Raw genomic sequence first — 14,802 nt, forward strand, 5'->3', positions numbered from 1 at the left:
CCTCGGGGGGAGAACAGATCAGGCATCCTGGCAATTTGCGCGCCACCCCTATCCGCTCGGGCAGCGATTTGTTGTGGTTGAACAATAACCACATGCTGCGCCAGAAGGGAGATTGGCTACGTAGTTTTTTCTTGGCCTGCGAACACATTTTTACTGGTTTTCCACCGCTTGGGCCTGAGCGACTATCCAATACACAAGAATGTCCTCTGGAGCATCTGAACGTGTTCGAGCTTGAGTATTGGCAACGCAAAGTCGCATCCCTGCGGTTTCCCGACCATGCCGTGATCGACGGCCAGCACCGTGGGGCGCAGTCGGGGCAGACTTTCGCAGCGATCAACCCCGCCACCGGTCAATGCCTGGCAAATGTCGCGGCATGTGGCGAGGAAGACGTGAACGCGGCGGTGCGTAATGCGCGGCAGGTCTTCGAGGCGGGTACCTGGGCAGCGCGCTCACCGACCGAACGCAAGCAAGTGCTGTTGCGCCTGGCCGACTTGATTCTCGAAAACCGTGAAGAGCTGGCACTGCTCGATTCGCTGAACATGGGCAAACCTGTCGCCGATGCCTACAACATCGACGTGCCGGGTGCCGCTGGAGTGTTCCGCTGGTACGCCGAAAGCCTCGACAAACTCTACGATCAGGTCGCGCCGAGTGCGCAGAACGTGCTGGCGACCATCACCCGTGAAGCCCTGGGCGTAGTGGCGGCCGTGGTGCCGTGGAATTTCCCCCTGGACATGGCTGCGTGGAAACTCGCCCCGGCCCTGGCCGCCGGTAACTCGGTAATCCTCAAACCGGCCGAGCAGTCGCCTTTTTCTGCCCTGCGCCTGGCGGAGCTGGCGCTGGAAGCCGGTGTACCAGCGGGTGTGTTGAACGTGCTGCCGGGCCTTGGCGAGCAGACCGGCAAGGCCCTCGGCCTGCACCCGGACGTCGATTGCCTGGTGTTCACCGGTTCCACCGAAGTCGGCAAGTATTTCATGCAGTACTCGGCCCAGTCGAACCTCAAGCAAGTGTGGCTGGAGTGCGGCGGCAAGAGCGCGAACCTGGTGTTCGCCGATTGTCAGGACCTGGATCTGGCCGCCGAGAAAGCCGCGTTCGGCATCTTCTTCAATCAGGGCGAAGTCTGCTCGGCCAACTCGCGGCTGCTGGTGCAACGCTCGATTCATGACGAGTTCGTCGAACGCCTCAAGGCCCAGGCCGAGCGCTGGTTGCCGGGGGATCCGCTGCACCCGTCGAGCGCCGCCGGGGCCATCGTCGACAGCCGTCAGACCGCGCGCATCATGAAATTCATCCAGCAGGCCGAGCAGCAAGGCGCGACCAAGGTTTGTGGCGGTCGGCAGTCGATCTTCAACGGCTCGGACAACTTCATTCAGCCGACGATTTTTACCGGCGTGACCCCGGACATGCCGCTGTTTCGCGATGAAGTGTTCGGCCCGGTGCTGGCCGTCACGGCGTTCGACGACGAGGCCCATGCCTTGCACTTGGCCAACGACAGCGTCTACGGGCTGGCAGCTTCACTGTGGACCGACGACCTCAACCGCGCCCATCGTGTGGCCCGACAATTGCGGGCCGGTACGGTGTCGGTCAACAGCGTCGATGCACTGGACGTGACCGTACCTTTTGGCGGTGGCAAGCAGTCGGGTTTCGGCCGCGACCTGTCCCTGCATTCATTCGATAAATACACCCAGTTGAAGACCACCTGGTTTCAATTGCGCTGATAACAAAACGGAGAACTGGCGATGACCACACCACGTGAAACCCGCGACTACCAGGCCGCCGACGCTGCGCACCACATCCATGCGTTCGTCGATCAGAAAGCCCTCAATGACGAGGGGCCACGGGTGATGGTCCGTGGCGAGCGCCTGCACCTGTGGGACAACGATGGCCGGCGTTACCTCGACGGCATGTCCGGGTTGTGGTGCACCAACCTCGGTTACGGGCGCAAGGACCTGGCCTTTGCTGCGAGCCAGCAACTGGAGCAGCTGCCGTACTACAACATGTTTTTCCACACCACCCACCCGCAGGTGATCGAGCTGTCCGAGCTGCTGTTCAGCCTGCTGCCGGGTCACTACAGCCACGCGATCTACACCAACTCCGGCTCTGAAGCCAACGAGGTATTGATCCGCACGGTGCGTCGCTACTGGCAGGTGCTCGGCAAGCCCGAGAAGAAAATCATGATCGGCCGCTGGAACGGTTACCACGGTTCGACCCTGGCTGCGACGGCACTGGGTGGCATGAAGTTCATGCACGAAATGGGCGGCATGATTCCGGACATCGAGCACATCGACGAGCCGTACTTCTTCGCCCACGAGGGCAACCTGACTCCGGCCGAATTCGGTCTGCGTGCGGCACAGCAACTGGAAGCGAAGATTCTCGAACTGGGCGCCGACAAGGTCGCAGGCTTCATCGCCGAACCGTTCCAGGGTGCCGGCGGTATGATCTTCCCGCCAGAAAGCTACTGGCCGGAAATCCAGCGCATCTGCCGCAAGTACGATGTGCTGCTGTGCGCTGATGAAGTGATTGGTGGCTTTGGTCGCACCGGCGAATGGTTCGCCCACGAGTACTTCGGTTTCGAGCCGGACACCCTGTCCATCGCCAAGGGTTTGACCTCGGGCTACATCCCCATGGGCGGCTTGATCCTGTCGAAAAAAATGGCCTCGGTGCTGGTGGAGCAGGGCGGTGTGTTCGCCCACGGCCTGACCTATTCCGGGCACCCGGTGGCGGCGGCGGTGGCGATTGCCAACCTCAAGGCCCTGCGCGATGAAGGCGTGGTGACGCGGGTCAAGGATGACATCGGCCCGTACCTGCAACAGTGCCTGCGCGAAGTGTTCGGCAAGCACCCGCTGGTGGGCGATATCCAGGGCACCGGCATGGTCGCGGCGCTGCAACTGGCCGAAGACAAAAACAGCCGCAAGCGTTTTGCCAACGAGAACGACATTGCCTGGCGCTGCCGTACGATTGGTTTTGAGGAAGGGGTGATCATTCGCTCGACCTTGGGGCGGATGATCATGGCGCCGGCGTTGATTGCCAGTCGTGAAGAGATTGACGAGTTGATCAGCAAGACCCTGAAAGCGATGGATCGTACGGCGCAGGAATACGGCCGGCTCTGACTTTGTAGCGCTCTTGCGGGCCTCTTCGCGGGCAAGCCCGCTCCCACAGAATTTGTGTCGGTCGCACGTTTTGGGCACGACACATAACCTGTGGGAGCGGGCTTGCCCGCGAATGCTATGGCCTATTCAACACATTTCGATCGTCTTGCACCCACCTAGAGCAATCCCGTAAATAGCGCCTTTTGACGGTGCGCGCTAACGAGTTTTTTCATCGTTCGCATCCACATATTTCCTCATTTTCCTAATCCCGCCCTTGGGCCAACATCGATCTCTCCAGCCAGCCCAATGCTGCACGCCGAAGGGTCCATCAGAGACCACAGGCCGCAGCTGCATGAGGGCCGTTGGCCGTACTGCCCATGACAAAACTAAATCAACAGCTTTGGGAGTGCTCCATGATCAAGTCCTTGCTTACCCGCGTTGCCCATCCACTGGCGGTCACCGCCATCGCCGCGACGGTCGCCACTAGCGCCCAGGCCGGCACCCTGTCCATCGGTCATACCACCTGGGTCGGCTACGGTACCCTGTACCTGGCCCAGGACCTTGGCTACTTCAAGGAAAACGGTTTGACCGTCGAATTGCCGGTGGTCGAGGAAGCGGCGATGTACATGGCCGCACAAGCTTCCGGCGAGTTGTCCGGCTCGGCGTCGACCATCGACGAGGTGCTCAAGTATCGCCCGCAATTCTGCTTCAAGGCCGTGGCCGCGCTGGATGACAGCCATGGTGGCGACGGCGTGCTGGTGGGCAAGGACGTCAAGAGCCTGCAAGAGCTCAAGGGCCAGGCCGTGGCGGTAAACGAAGGTTCGACCTCGCAATTCTGGTTGTCGTATCTGCTGAAGAAGAACGGCATGACAATGAGCGACATCACCGTGCAGAACATGACGGCCGACGATGCCGCCACGGCGTTCATCGCCGGTCGCGTACCCGCCGCCGTGACCTGGGAGCCGCACCTGTCGATGGTTCGCGACAAGAAACAGGGCAAGGTGCTGATCGACAGCAGCAGCACACCGGGGGTGATCGTCGACGTGGTCGCACTGAATTGCACTGTGATCGAAAAACAGCCGGAAGACGTCAAGGCCCTGGTGGCCGGTTTGTACAAAGCCGTGCAGTACACCAAGGATCATCCGCAGGAAGCCTACAAAATCATGGCCAAGGGGGTTGGCGGTTATCTGGCCGATCCGAAGGAGCTCGAAGCCGCCGCCCAGGGCGTGCGCTTCTACGATCAGGCCATGAGCGAAAAACTTCTGGGCGCACCGGGCAAGCCGGGTGACAGCGCGCCGCTGATCAAGCTGGCCAACGAGACCGCCAGCGAGCTGCAAGGCAAGCCTTACAACGTCAGCAATGACGACCTGATCGACAACCGCTTCGTCACCCCGCTCTAGGAGGCTGCATGTTCAAGCGCAATTCATGGCTGAGCCGCTGCATCACGCCCAAGACCGGTTTGCCGGTCTCGGTGATCTGGAGCGCGAGCGGCCTGGCCTGGGTGCTGTTGGTCGGCCTGTGGGCCGGCTTGTCCTACGGTGGCGTGGTGCCGGGCATGTTCCTGCCGACGCCGGGCGCGGTGGTCGAGGCCGCCGTGCGCCTGGGGCGCGACGGCACCCTCGGCCAGCATGTGTGGGCCAGTGTCGAAGTGGTGATGGTCGGTTTCATCGTGTCGTCCCTGGTGGCGGTGCCGCTGGGACTGCTGATGGGCAGCTTCCGCATCGTCCAGGCGTTCCTTGAACCACTGGTGAATTTCATTCGCTACCTGCCGGTGACCTCGTTCGTGCCGCTGTTCATCCTGTGGATCGGCATCGGTCTGGAGCAGCGGGTGTCGGTGATCATCTTCGGCGTGTTCTTCCAGCAACTGGTGATGATCGCGGACGTGTCCAAAGGCATCTCCAAGGACCTGATCAATGCCTCCTATACCCTCGGTTCGAACCGTCGTGACGCGGTGCTGCATGTGATCGCCCCGGCGTCCCTGCCGGGCGTGCTCGACACCTTGCGGGTGACCATGGGCTGGGCCTGGACTTACCTGGTGGTGGCTGAACTGGTCGCCGCTTCCAGTGGCCTGGGTTACCTGAGCCTCAAGGCCATGCGTGGCTTTCAGGTGGATGTGATTTTCCTGGCCATCGCGATCATCGGCCTGCTGGGCCTGGTCACCGATCAACTGTTCCGTTTCCTACGCCTGAGGATTACCGCATGGGCTCAGTAACCGCCGCCACTCATCGTTTTACCGCCCCTCAGGCTGCCCCGGTGAACGCGCCACGGCTGCAAGTGGACAAGGTCAGCCTGAGTTACAAGAAGCCCGATGGCGGTACCTTTACCGCGTTGGAGGAAGTGTCGTTCGAGGTGCCGGACCAGCAATTTGCGGTACTGGTGGGGCCTTCGGGTTGCGGGAAGTCGAGCCTGCTATACCTCACCGCCGGCCTGGCCGAACCGACATCAGGCGAGATTTACGTCGGCGGCCAACAGGTGGAAGGCCCCGGTGCGGATCGCGGCATGGTGTTCCAGAGCTACACGCTGTTCCCGTGGCTGACGGTGCGCCAGAACGTCGAGTTCGGCCTCAAGCGGCGCGGCATGCCAGCGGCGCAACGCAAGGACATCGTCGATTACTACGTCAATGAGGTGGGCCTGAGCGGCTTTGCCGACAACTACGCCAAGCAGCTGTCTGGCGGGATGATGCAACGCGTGGCGATTGCCCGGGCGCTGGCGAACGACCCGCAGATCCTGCTGATGGACGAACCCTTCGGCGCCCTCGACAGCCAGACGCGCCTGCAAATGCAGCAGTTGTTGCTGCGGGTGTGGGGCAACAGCAAGAAGACCGTGTTGTTCGTGACTCACGACATCGACGAGGCGATTCTGCTGGGCGATCGGGTCTACGTCATGGGCGCCAGACCTGGCCGGATCAAACAGATATTGGATGTGCCGATTGAGCGTCCACGCAACCTGGACATGGTCATGGAGCGCTCGTTCATCGAGATGAAGCGCGAGATCTTCGGGTTGCTGCATGATGATCTGGAGGAGGTGCATTAAGTCGGGCATACACAKAMCCTGTGGGAGCGAGCTTGCTCGCGATGGCGGCGGCACATTCAACACATCTGTGTCTGATGAACCGCTATCGCGAGCAAGCTCGCTCCCACAGGKTMTGTGTCTGACTGGAGTGAGGTGTCAGGGTGCAGCCGGCAACAGGAACCGCGCAATCACCGGCAGGTGATCGGAGATGCGCAACGTATCGTCCTGCCGCACCATCGCCTCCACCCGTTTGATCCGCGGGCTGTAGAACAGGTAGTCGACGGTCCGGTCCGGTCCGTTCAGCCCGGGATCGTTCGGGTAATGGGTCAGCCAGCGTTCGCGGTCGATACCACTGGCTTCGTTGTTGCTCGGGATCATCGGGTACTTGTCCCACAGCAGGTGTAGCGGGCTGTCGGCGGAGTAGGGTGCGCGTTGCGCATCGGACAGGCGCCGATACTGGCCCAGGGGTAACAGGTTGAAGTCCCCACCGATCAGCCACGGCGTGCCACGGCTTTCGAGTTTATCGAGGGCCCTGGCCACGGCGGTCACCTGGTTTTGCAAGGTATTGTCAGCTTGGGTGGCGCGGTCCAGATGGGTATTGAGCACTGTTAATTGTCCGCCATCACTCAACGGCAAGTAGCTCACCAGCAAGGCGTCTTTGGGTTTGAATTGGCTGCTGASCGGATTKCCCGAGGCKATKGGCAGTTGCAGSCGTTCGGYATGTTCGATCTGGTAACGGCTCAGRGTYGCCAGTTGCCGGCCGACACTGCCGAAAATGTGCGGGTTCGGCACGAAGTCGGCYTTCCAGTCGAASGCGCTGGTGCCACAGGGATACAAGTCGGYGAGCCGTTCTTGCAGCAGTTTGAACTGGTGCTGGTAATCGCTGGCCTTGGCGCCGTCGTCCAGTTCCTGCAACAGCACGATGTCCGGCTGTTCGTCGCGAATCACCCGCGCCACTTCGTCGAGGCTGAAAGCCATGTCTTCCGCTGTGGGACGTTCGTCGGTACCGGCGGCCAGGTCATTCCAGAACACGTAACGCTTGCCGGCAAGGTACTGGACGTTCCAGGTCATCACCTTCAACGCCTGCCCGGGGACCAGGGTGGGTGCCTGGGCGCTGCAACTGACTGGCAAAACTTCTTTGGCGTCGGGGCGCCAGGTCAGGCTGTAGATCATCACGGCGATCAGGCCGATCACGATCAGCAGTCCCAGCAGGGTGTAGCGCAGTAGACGGGTCATGGCTCGGCTTATTGGCGTTACAAAATTGTTCCCGAGCATACCCGAGAGCGATGGTCGCGCCCAAGGTCAGAGCGAGCTGTCATTTCTTTCAGTCAACGGGTTGATCAGCATGAACAGACGGAACAGCACCACGCTGGTAAACAGCTGCAGGAAACTGTGGGCGCTGTCGATAAGCAGCGAGATCACCGGGTTTTGCGGTTCCGGATACACCGCCAGGGTGGCCCCCTTGAGCAGCCACAACGGCCCCATCACACTCAGGATGCACAGCAGGATGCGCAGAAAATGACCTTTGGTCATGCGCAGGCTTTCCTTCATGGCTGCCAGCGGCGCCAGGCCACGCAACACCAGCAGGTATTCGCCAAATGCCAGGGTCACCATCAGGTAGATACCCGGCAGGAAGTACAGTGACAGGCCCAGCAGAATCAGCACGGTATTGAGCGCCGTCAGCAGGGCGAAGCGTGGCCACAGGCTCGCCGCCGTCGCCAGCAGGTCGCGGTTGCGCGGCGACTCGCCGCGGCTGCGGGCGTCGAGAAACAGAATCAGCGCGGCGGTGTACAGCGGGTACACCAGCAAGCCGACAATCACGCTGATGCCGGGGAAACTGTCCGGCTCCGTGGAGTGGTCGACCACTTGTTGCAGCAGCGCCTCAAGCATCACCAGCGGCAGGCACAGCTGCACGATCTGGCCAAGATTGCGCTTGAAGAAATACAGCGAGTCACGCAGGACATCTAACGGATTCATCAGTGGGTATCGCAGGTAGGAAGCAGTGGCTCACTTTAACCGATCAAGTGCTCGGGGACGCAAACGTAAACGTTCGGTAAAGGTCATTGAAACATCTTGTTTCAGCCTCCATTAAGGTCGAGCACCTTATCCTCAGTGGAAAAGGGCAACGATTTCCCCCGGCAATCTACGAGGTCGCCATGAACAGCGAAGAACAAACCCTGATCGATGGACTGTTTTCCCGGCTGCAACAGGCCGAAACGGACTCAGCCCCGCGCGACGCCCTGGCCGAGGCGCGGATCAAGGAACACCTGACGCGCCAGCCGGCGGCAGGTTATTTCATGACCCAGGCGATTCTGGTGCAAGAGGCGGCGATCAAGAGCCTCGACGAGCAGAACCAGCAACTGACCCGGCAAGTCCAGCAGCTGCAGGCCGAATTGCAACAGGTCAAGGCTCAGGCAGCCCCGGCTCCGGCTCCGAGTAGCGGTGGCTTTTTGTCGAGTATTTTTGGTGGCGCTTCCCGTGATCCACAACCGGCACCCACCCAGAGCGCACCGCCATCGAGCGGTGGCTGGCGTGAGCCGGGACGCTCGTCGTTCGGTTCGCAACCGCCACAGCAGAACTTCGGTGCCCCACAGCAGAACTTTCCACAGCAAGGCTATGCGCCGCAACAGCAGGCTCCGGCAGCGGCCGGCAGCAGTTTCCTCGGTGGTGCGCTGAAAACCGCCGCCGGCGTGGCGGGTGGCGTGATGCTGGCGCAAGGCATCAGCAGCCTGTTCCATCACAATCAGCAACCGGAAGTCGTCGAAGTCATCAAGGAAGAGCCGGCCCAGGTCAATGACCAGGGCAACAATGGCTGGGGCGATGACCAGCGCATGGCCGGTAACGACTCCTACGGCAACGATCAGGGCGGGTTCAGCGACGCCGACTACAGCGATGACAACTCATCGTTCTTCGGCGGCGACGACGATTCCTTCGTCTGACACATATGTGGCAAGGGAGCTTGCTCCCTTGCCACATAGCTGATTATTCGCGGAACAATCCATTGGGCTGGCATACTGGGCGACCTTTCGGGCCTGGTGCCTGATTCAGCCTTGAGGAAAGCCGGTGAAAAAAATCGCAGTGTTCGCCGATGTCCAGAACCTCTACTACACCGTGCGTCAGGCTTATGGTTGCCACTTCAACTACGCCGCACTGTGGGCTGACATCAGCAAACAGGGCGAGATCGTCGAAGCCTACGCCTACGCCATCGACCGTGGCGACAGCAAACAGCAGCAGTTCCAGCAGATCCTGCGCAACCTCGGTTTCACCGTGAAGCTCAAGCCGTACATCCAGCGCAGCGATGGTTCGGCCAAGGGCGACTGGGACGTGGGCATTACTCTCGACATCATGGATGCCGCCGACCATGTCGATGAAATCGTCCTGGCCTCCGGCGATGGTGATTTCGACATGCTGCTGGAACGCATCATCAGCAAGCACGGGGTGCAGGCGGTGGCCTACGGCGTGCCGGGCCTGACGGCGAACTCGCTGATCCGCGCCGCCAGCCGCTACGTGCCGATCGAAGGCGCGTTGCTGCTCAAGAATTGATTTTTACGGAGTTGAACCAGGTTTGGAACGCATAGCAGTCATCGACTTCGAAACCACCGGGATCTCCCCGAGCAGCAGCTGCCGGGCCACGGAAATCGCCGTGGTGATCCTTGAACAGGGGCGCATCGTCGAGCGTTACCAAAGCCTGATGAACGCCGGTGTGCGCGTCCCGGCCTTCATCGAGCAACTCACCGGCATCAGCAACGCCATGCTGCGTACGGCGCCGTCGGCGGAGCAGGTGATGAACGAAGTGAATGAATTCGTCGGCACCACGCCACTGCTGGCGCACAACGCCGCATTCGACCAGAAGTTCTGGGACTTCGAACTGGGGCGAATCAAACGCACCCGCTTGCAGAACTTTGCCTGCTCGCTGCTACTGGCCCGCCGGCTGATGCCCGCCGCGCCGAACCACAAGCTCGGCACCCTCACCACATTCGCCAACTTGCCCCACACCGGCAAGGCCCACCGGGCCATGGCCGATGCCGAGATGGCGGCCAACCTGACGGCGCACCTGGCCGAGGAGTTGCGGCACAAGCATGGCTTGCGCGAGCTGTCCCATGACTTGTTGTGCAAGTTGCAGAAGGTTCCGGCGGCGAAGGTGAACGAACACCTCAAGCGCTATCGCGGTTTTTGAATACACCGCATAACCCCTGTAGGAGCGAGCTTGCTCGCGAAAAAGGTACAGCCGACACTACTTGGCGCCTGAAATACCATCGCGAGCAAGCTCGCTCCTACAGAAAATCTATTTGCCATTGCCTTCGATATGCCCCAGCGGCACCCGCTTCTCGATGGCACTCGACAACACAATCGACGTCTTGCTGAACCCGAACGTTGCGATCCGGTTGATCAGTTCTTCCAGCTCCGGCATCGAGCCCACAGCCGCTTGCATGATCACGCATGGGTCACCCGTCACCCGATGGCATTCGGTCAATTGCGGGATTTTGATCGGGTCGTCGTAGGCTTTCTGGTTGCCGTGCTGGTTCAGGCGCAGTTCGATCACGCACTGGATCGGCAGGCCGAGCTTGGCCATGTCGACCTTTGCCTGATAGCCGGTGATCACACCGCTGGCTTCGAGCTTGGCCACGCGCTCGGCCACGGCGGGGGCGGACAGGTTGACCTTGCGCGCAAGGTCCGCGTAGGACGCGCGACCGTTTTCCAGCAGGGCGCTGAGCAGCATGCGGTCGTACTTATCCATCGGGGGTGACTCCTGATAATGACCGACTTTCGAAAACACGGTTTATAGCGCTTAACTCCGTGTTTTGAAAAGTGTACTGGCGCTTTAAACAGGTTTTGTAACTTATTTTTCGACGCTGGCCTTTCTAGAATAGCCGTTCACTTGTCCTTGCCTGTGAGCTGCCCCATGTCCGGCCTTCGTCGCTTTCCCTTACCCTTGATCGCTGCCTTCTTCGCCTTGTATGTGATTTGGGGCTCGACCTACCTGGTGATCCGCATCGGCGTGGAATATTGGCCGCCACTGCTGCTTGCCGGCATCCGCTTCGTCATCGCCGGAACGTTGATGTACGCCTTCCTGCGCTGGCGAGGGGCACCGGCGCCGACCTGGGCACAGTGGAAGGCCGCCGGGGTTATCGGTGTGTTGCTGCTCGCCTGTGGTAATGGCGCGGTCAGTGTTGCCGAGCACACCGGTGTGGCTTCCGGTGTCGCCGCGTTAGCGGTGGCGACGGTGCCGCTGTTTACCTTGCTCTGCGGCTATTTCTGGGGTGCACGTAATACCCGTCTCGAATGGGCAGGGATCGTGCTCGGGCTGATCGGTATTGCCATGCTCAATCTCGGCTCCAACCTGCAATCGAGCCCGCTGGGCGCGGCCCTGCTGATTTTCGCGGCGGCGACCTGGGCTTTCGGCTCGGTGTGGAGCAAGCATCTGCCATTGCCTCAGGGCGCAATGGCCAGTGCCGTGGAAATGCTGGTGGGCGGCGTGGTGCTGCTGATTGGCAGCGCGGTAAGCGGTGAACACCTGGAAAAGATGCCGCCGATCGAAGGCTGGGCCGCGCTGGCCTACCTGACCGTGTTCGGTTCGATCATTGCCTTCAACGCTTACATGTACCTGTTGAAACACGTGCGCCCGGCGGCGGCTACCAGTTATGCCTACGTCAACCCGGCGGTGGCTGTGTTGCTGGGGATCGTGTTCGTCGGCGAAACCATCGGTATCGAAGAAGCCCTGGCGATGGCGGTAATCATCAGCGCCGTAGTATTGATTGGCCTGCCGCAGTGGCGTCGCACGCCAGCGCGGCCAGTGGTGGCGACGGTAGTACCGACAGAATCCCGTGTGAATTAGGGTAAACTGCGCGCCATTGCACACTCGTTTTGCACAACTGCGCTGAATTTTCCTACGGTACTCCCATGACTTTCGCCACCCTTGGCCTGATCGAACCCTTGCTGCGCTCCCTTGAGACGCTCGGCTACCAGACTCCGACGCCGGTTCAGGCGCAAGCCGTTCCGGCGGTGCTGGCCGGTCGCGACCTGATGGCCGCGGCCCAGACCGGCACCGGCAAGACCGCCGGTTTCGCCCTGCCGCTGTTGCAACTGCTGGCCATGGAAGGGCCGAAAGTCACCGCCAACTCGGTGCGCGCGCTGATCCTGGTGCCGACCCGCGAACTGGCCGAGCAGGTTCACGAAGCCGTGCGCCAGTACGCCGAAAACCTGCCGCTGCGTACTTACGCGGTGTACGGCGGCGTCAGCATCAACCCGCAAATGATGAAACTGCGCAGCGGTGTCGATCTGCTGGTGGCGACCCCGGGCCGCTTGCTCGACCTGTTCCGCCAGAACGCGCTGAAGTTCAACCAGTTGCAGACCCTGGTGCTGGACGAAGCCGACCGCATGCTCGACCTGGGCTTTTCCGAGGAGCTGGCGAACATTTACCGCGCGCTGCCGAAGAAGCGTCAGACGCTGTTGTTCTCCGCGACCTTCTCCGATGACATCCGCCTGCTGGCCGGGCAGATGCTCAACGACCCGCTGAGCATCGAAGTCAGCCCGCGCAACGTCGCGGCCAATACGGTCAAGCAATGGATCGTGACGGTGGACAAGAAGCGCAAGCCGGAACTGTTCGTGCACCTGATGCGCAAGGGCAAGTGGAAGCAGGTGCTGGTGTTCGCCAAGACCCGCAACGGCGTGGACGCGCTGGTGGATAAACTCCAGGGTCTGGGCATCAACGCTGACGGCATCCACGGCGACAAACCCCAGGCGACTCGTCAGCGCGCACTGGACCGCTTCAAGGCGAGTGAAGTGCAGATCCTGGTCGCCACCGATGTGGCGGCCCGTGGCCTGGACATCGAAGACCTGCCGTTGGTGGTCAACTTCGACTTGCCGATCGTCGCCGAAGACTACATCCACCGCATTGGTCGTACTGGCCGCGCGGGTTCGACGGGCGAGGCGATTTCCCTGGTCTGCGCCGATGAAGTGAATCTGCTGTCGGCTATCGAGATGCTGACCCGCCAGACCTTGAAGCGGCAGAACGAGCCGGACTTCGAGCCCGAGCACCGCGTACCGGACACCGATGCCAGTGGCCAGGTCGTCAAGAAGCCGAAGAAACCGAAGAAGCCCAAGGCTTCCGGTGGTGGCGGTGGTAAACGCAATCTGGGTAAGTGGGTGGATAGCGGAGAGGTTGCGCCGGCGGAGCCTTCGATCAAGCCTGTGCGCAAGGTGCCGGTGTTCAATACCGGGCCGCGTAAGCGCAAGCCTTAATAGCTGCAGCGTCGGCTAGACCGCTATCGCGAGCAGGCTCGCTCCTACAGGGGATTTGTGGACAACGCAGACCCCCTGTAGGAGCGAGCTTGCTCGCGATGGGTACGATTGGGTCTTCAGCCTAGCGCCGCAACCACTCCACCATCCCCAACCCGGCCGCTCGCCCACTGGCGAAACACGCGGTCAGCAGATAGCCGCCGGTCGGCGCTTCCCAATCGAGCATTTCCCCGGCGCAAAACACGCCAGGCAGTTGCTTGAGCATCAATCGCTCATCCATCGCCTCGAACAACACACCGCCAGCGCTGCTGATGGCCTCATCCAGTGGACGGGTTTTCACCAGCGTCAGGGGCAATGCCTTGATCGCGTTGGCCAGCAAGGCCATGTCAGCAAAGCAGTCGACGCCGGTCAGTTCACGCAATAGCGCCGCTTTGACCCCATCGATACCCAACTGACTGTGCAGGTGCTTGGCCATGGAGCGCGATCCCCGGGGTTTGCTCAACGCCGCCATAACTTTATCCACAGGCCGGCCCGGCAACAGGTCCAGATGAATCGTTGCCGAACCGTGCCGGTTGATCGCCTCGCGGATCGCTGCCGACAGGGCGTAGATCAGACTGCCCTCGATCCCGGTGGCGGTAATCACACATTCGCCGAGCCGCGGCACGTCATCGTTAAGGCCAATGGCGATGTTTTTCAGCGGCGCGCCAGCGAATTTGCTGACCATCAATTCGCTCCAGGCCTGTACCTCGAAGCCGCAATTACTGGGTTGCAACGGCGCCAGTCCCACGCCGTGTTGCTCCAGCGACAACATCCACGCGCCGTCCGAGCCCAGCCGAGACCAACTGCCGCCACCGAGGGCGAGCAGGGTGGCATCGGCTTGAACGGTCTTTTCGCCTTCCGGGCTGTCGATGCGCAATCCGCCACGCTCGTCCCAACCGAGCCAGCGGTGGCGGGTGTGGATAACTACGCCGCTGTCGCGCAGACGCTTGAGCCAGGCGCGTAGCAGCGGCGCGGCTTTCATGTCGGTGGGGAATACCCGGCCGGAACTGCCGACGAAGGTTTCGATGCCTAGCTCGTGAATCCATTGGCACAGCGCATCGGCACCGAAGCCGCGCAGCAGCGGGGCGATCTGCGGGGCGCGTTCGGCGTAGCGCGAGAGAAACGCCGGGTAGGCTTCAGAGTGAGTGATGTTCATGCCGCCGACGCCGGCCAGGAGGAATTTTCGTCCGACCGAAGGCATGCCGTCGTACAGGTCGACCTTGATCCCGGCCTGGCTCAACACTTCGGCCGCCATCAGACCGGCGGGGCCGCCGCCGATGATGGCGACGTGAGGGGGGAGGGCTGGCGAGGATTGGGTCATGGGGTGCGCTGCGGTCTGACGGGATAAGCCGGGCATTCTACCAGCCCCGTCCCCTGTGGGAGCGAGCTTGCTCGCGATTGCGGTGTGTCAGATACATGGATGTTGGAT

14 protein-coding genes are annotated in these 14,802 nt (G+C 61.4%); 10 read left to right on the forward strand and 4 right to left on the reverse strand.

The window, feature by feature from the left end; translation table 11 throughout:
* Positions 1-221: 221 nt before the first annotated feature.
* From AC1DVH_RS18320 to AC1DVH_RS18340, 5 genes are all read left to right on the forward strand, one after another.
* Positions 222-1,712, forward strand: a complete 1,491-nt coding sequence (locus tag AC1DVH_RS18320; protein WP_477754995.1) for an aldehyde dehydrogenase — start codon at positions 222-224, stop codon at positions 1,710-1,712.
* Between the two features lie 21 nt (positions 1,713-1,733).
* On the forward strand, positions 1,734-3,104 hold the full coding sequence (locus AC1DVH_RS18325) for an aspartate aminotransferase family protein (RefSeq protein ID WP_477754996.1): 1,371 nt from the start codon (positions 1,734-1,736) through the stop codon (positions 3,102-3,104).
* Between the two features lie 392 nt (positions 3,105-3,496).
* On the forward strand, positions 3,497-4,483 hold the full coding sequence (locus AC1DVH_RS18330; RefSeq protein WP_477754997.1) for an ABC transporter substrate-binding protein: 987 nt from the start codon (positions 3,497-3,499) through the stop codon (positions 4,481-4,483).
* Between the two features lie 8 nt (positions 4,484-4,491).
* The gene (locus tag AC1DVH_RS18335) at positions 4,492-5,295 is read left to right on the forward strand and encodes an ABC transporter permease (protein ID WP_007990681.1); all 804 of its coding nucleotides are present in this window, start codon (positions 4,492-4,494) and stop codon (positions 5,293-5,295) included.
* Positions 5,283-6,116: an ABC transporter ATP-binding protein gene (locus tag AC1DVH_RS18340; RefSeq protein WP_477754998.1), complete on the forward strand. Its 834-nt coding sequence runs from the start codon at positions 5,283-5,285 to the stop codon at positions 6,114-6,116. The genes AC1DVH_RS18335 and AC1DVH_RS18340 overlap by 13 nt, the downstream gene beginning before the upstream one ends.
* Positions 6,117-6,251: 135 nt before the next feature.
* Here AC1DVH_RS18340 and AC1DVH_RS18345 read toward each other — a convergent pair whose 3' ends face one another.
* Both AC1DVH_RS18345 and AC1DVH_RS18350 read right to left on the reverse strand, forming a co-directional pair.
* Positions 6,252-7,331 (reverse strand): endonuclease/exonuclease/phosphatase family protein, encoded by a 1,080-nt coding sequence (locus tag AC1DVH_RS18345; RefSeq protein ID WP_477754999.1) that lies wholly within the window; start codon positions 7,329-7,331, stop codon positions 6,252-6,254.
* A 66-nt stretch (positions 7,332-7,397) separates the two neighbouring features.
* Positions 7,398-8,072 carry a YciC family protein gene (locus tag AC1DVH_RS18350; RefSeq protein WP_477755000.1) on the reverse strand — a complete coding sequence of 225 codons (675 nt, stop codon included), beginning with the start codon at positions 8,070-8,072 and terminating at the stop codon, positions 7,398-7,400.
* A gap of 179 nt (positions 8,073-8,251) precedes the next feature.
* Between AC1DVH_RS18350 and AC1DVH_RS18355 the strand changes: the two genes are divergently transcribed.
* The 3 genes from AC1DVH_RS18355 to AC1DVH_RS18365 all read left to right on the forward strand — a co-directional run bounded on the left by AC1DVH_RS18355 (position 8,252) and on the right by AC1DVH_RS18365 (position 10,272).
* The gene (locus tag AC1DVH_RS18355; RefSeq protein ID WP_477755001.1) at positions 8,252-9,034 is read left to right on the forward strand and encodes a DUF2076 domain-containing protein; all 783 of its coding nucleotides are present in this window, start codon (positions 8,252-8,254) and stop codon (positions 9,032-9,034) included.
* A gap of 124 nt (positions 9,035-9,158) precedes the next feature.
* A complete protein-coding gene (locus AC1DVH_RS18360; RefSeq protein ID WP_007990686.1) occupies positions 9,159-9,638 on the forward strand; it encodes a LabA-like NYN domain-containing protein in 480 nt (159 codons plus the stop codon).
* 22 nt (positions 9,639-9,660) lie between these two features.
* The gene (locus AC1DVH_RS18365; RefSeq protein WP_477755002.1) at positions 9,661-10,272 is read left to right on the forward strand and encodes a 3'-5' exonuclease; all 612 of its coding nucleotides are present in this window, start codon (positions 9,661-9,663) and stop codon (positions 10,270-10,272) included.
* A gap of 108 nt (positions 10,273-10,380) precedes the next feature.
* Here the strand turns inward: AC1DVH_RS18365 and AC1DVH_RS18370 are convergent, their stop codons facing one another.
* On the reverse strand, positions 10,381-10,833 hold the full coding sequence (locus tag AC1DVH_RS18370; RefSeq protein ID WP_477755003.1) for an Lrp/AsnC family transcriptional regulator: 453 nt from the start codon (positions 10,831-10,833) through the stop codon (positions 10,381-10,383).
* Positions 10,834-10,998: 165 nt separating this feature from the next.
* On the opposite strand from AC1DVH_RS18370, the gene yedA reads away from it, so the two are divergent.
* Together yedA and AC1DVH_RS18380 are read left to right on the forward strand one after the other, a co-directional pair.
* A complete protein-coding gene (gene yedA / locus AC1DVH_RS18375) occupies positions 10,999-11,931 on the forward strand; it encodes a drug/metabolite exporter YedA (protein ID WP_477755004.1) in 933 nt (310 codons plus the stop codon).
* Positions 11,932-11,996: 65 nt separating this feature from the next.
* A complete protein-coding gene (locus tag AC1DVH_RS18380; protein ID WP_477755005.1) occupies positions 11,997-13,337 on the forward strand; it encodes a DEAD/DEAH box helicase in 1,341 nt (446 codons plus the stop codon).
* Positions 13,338-13,458: 121 nt separating this feature from the next.
* On the opposite strand, the gene AC1DVH_RS18385 is transcribed toward AC1DVH_RS18380, so the two are convergent.
* Positions 13,459-14,694, reverse strand: coding sequence for a TIGR03862 family flavoprotein (locus tag AC1DVH_RS18385; RefSeq protein ID WP_477755006.1), 1,236 nt, complete (start codon positions 14,692-14,694; stop codon positions 13,459-13,461).
* Positions 14,695-14,802: the final 108 nt, after the last annotated feature.

It is taken from the genome of Pseudomonas sp. P4_C3 (genome assembly GCF_056402075.1).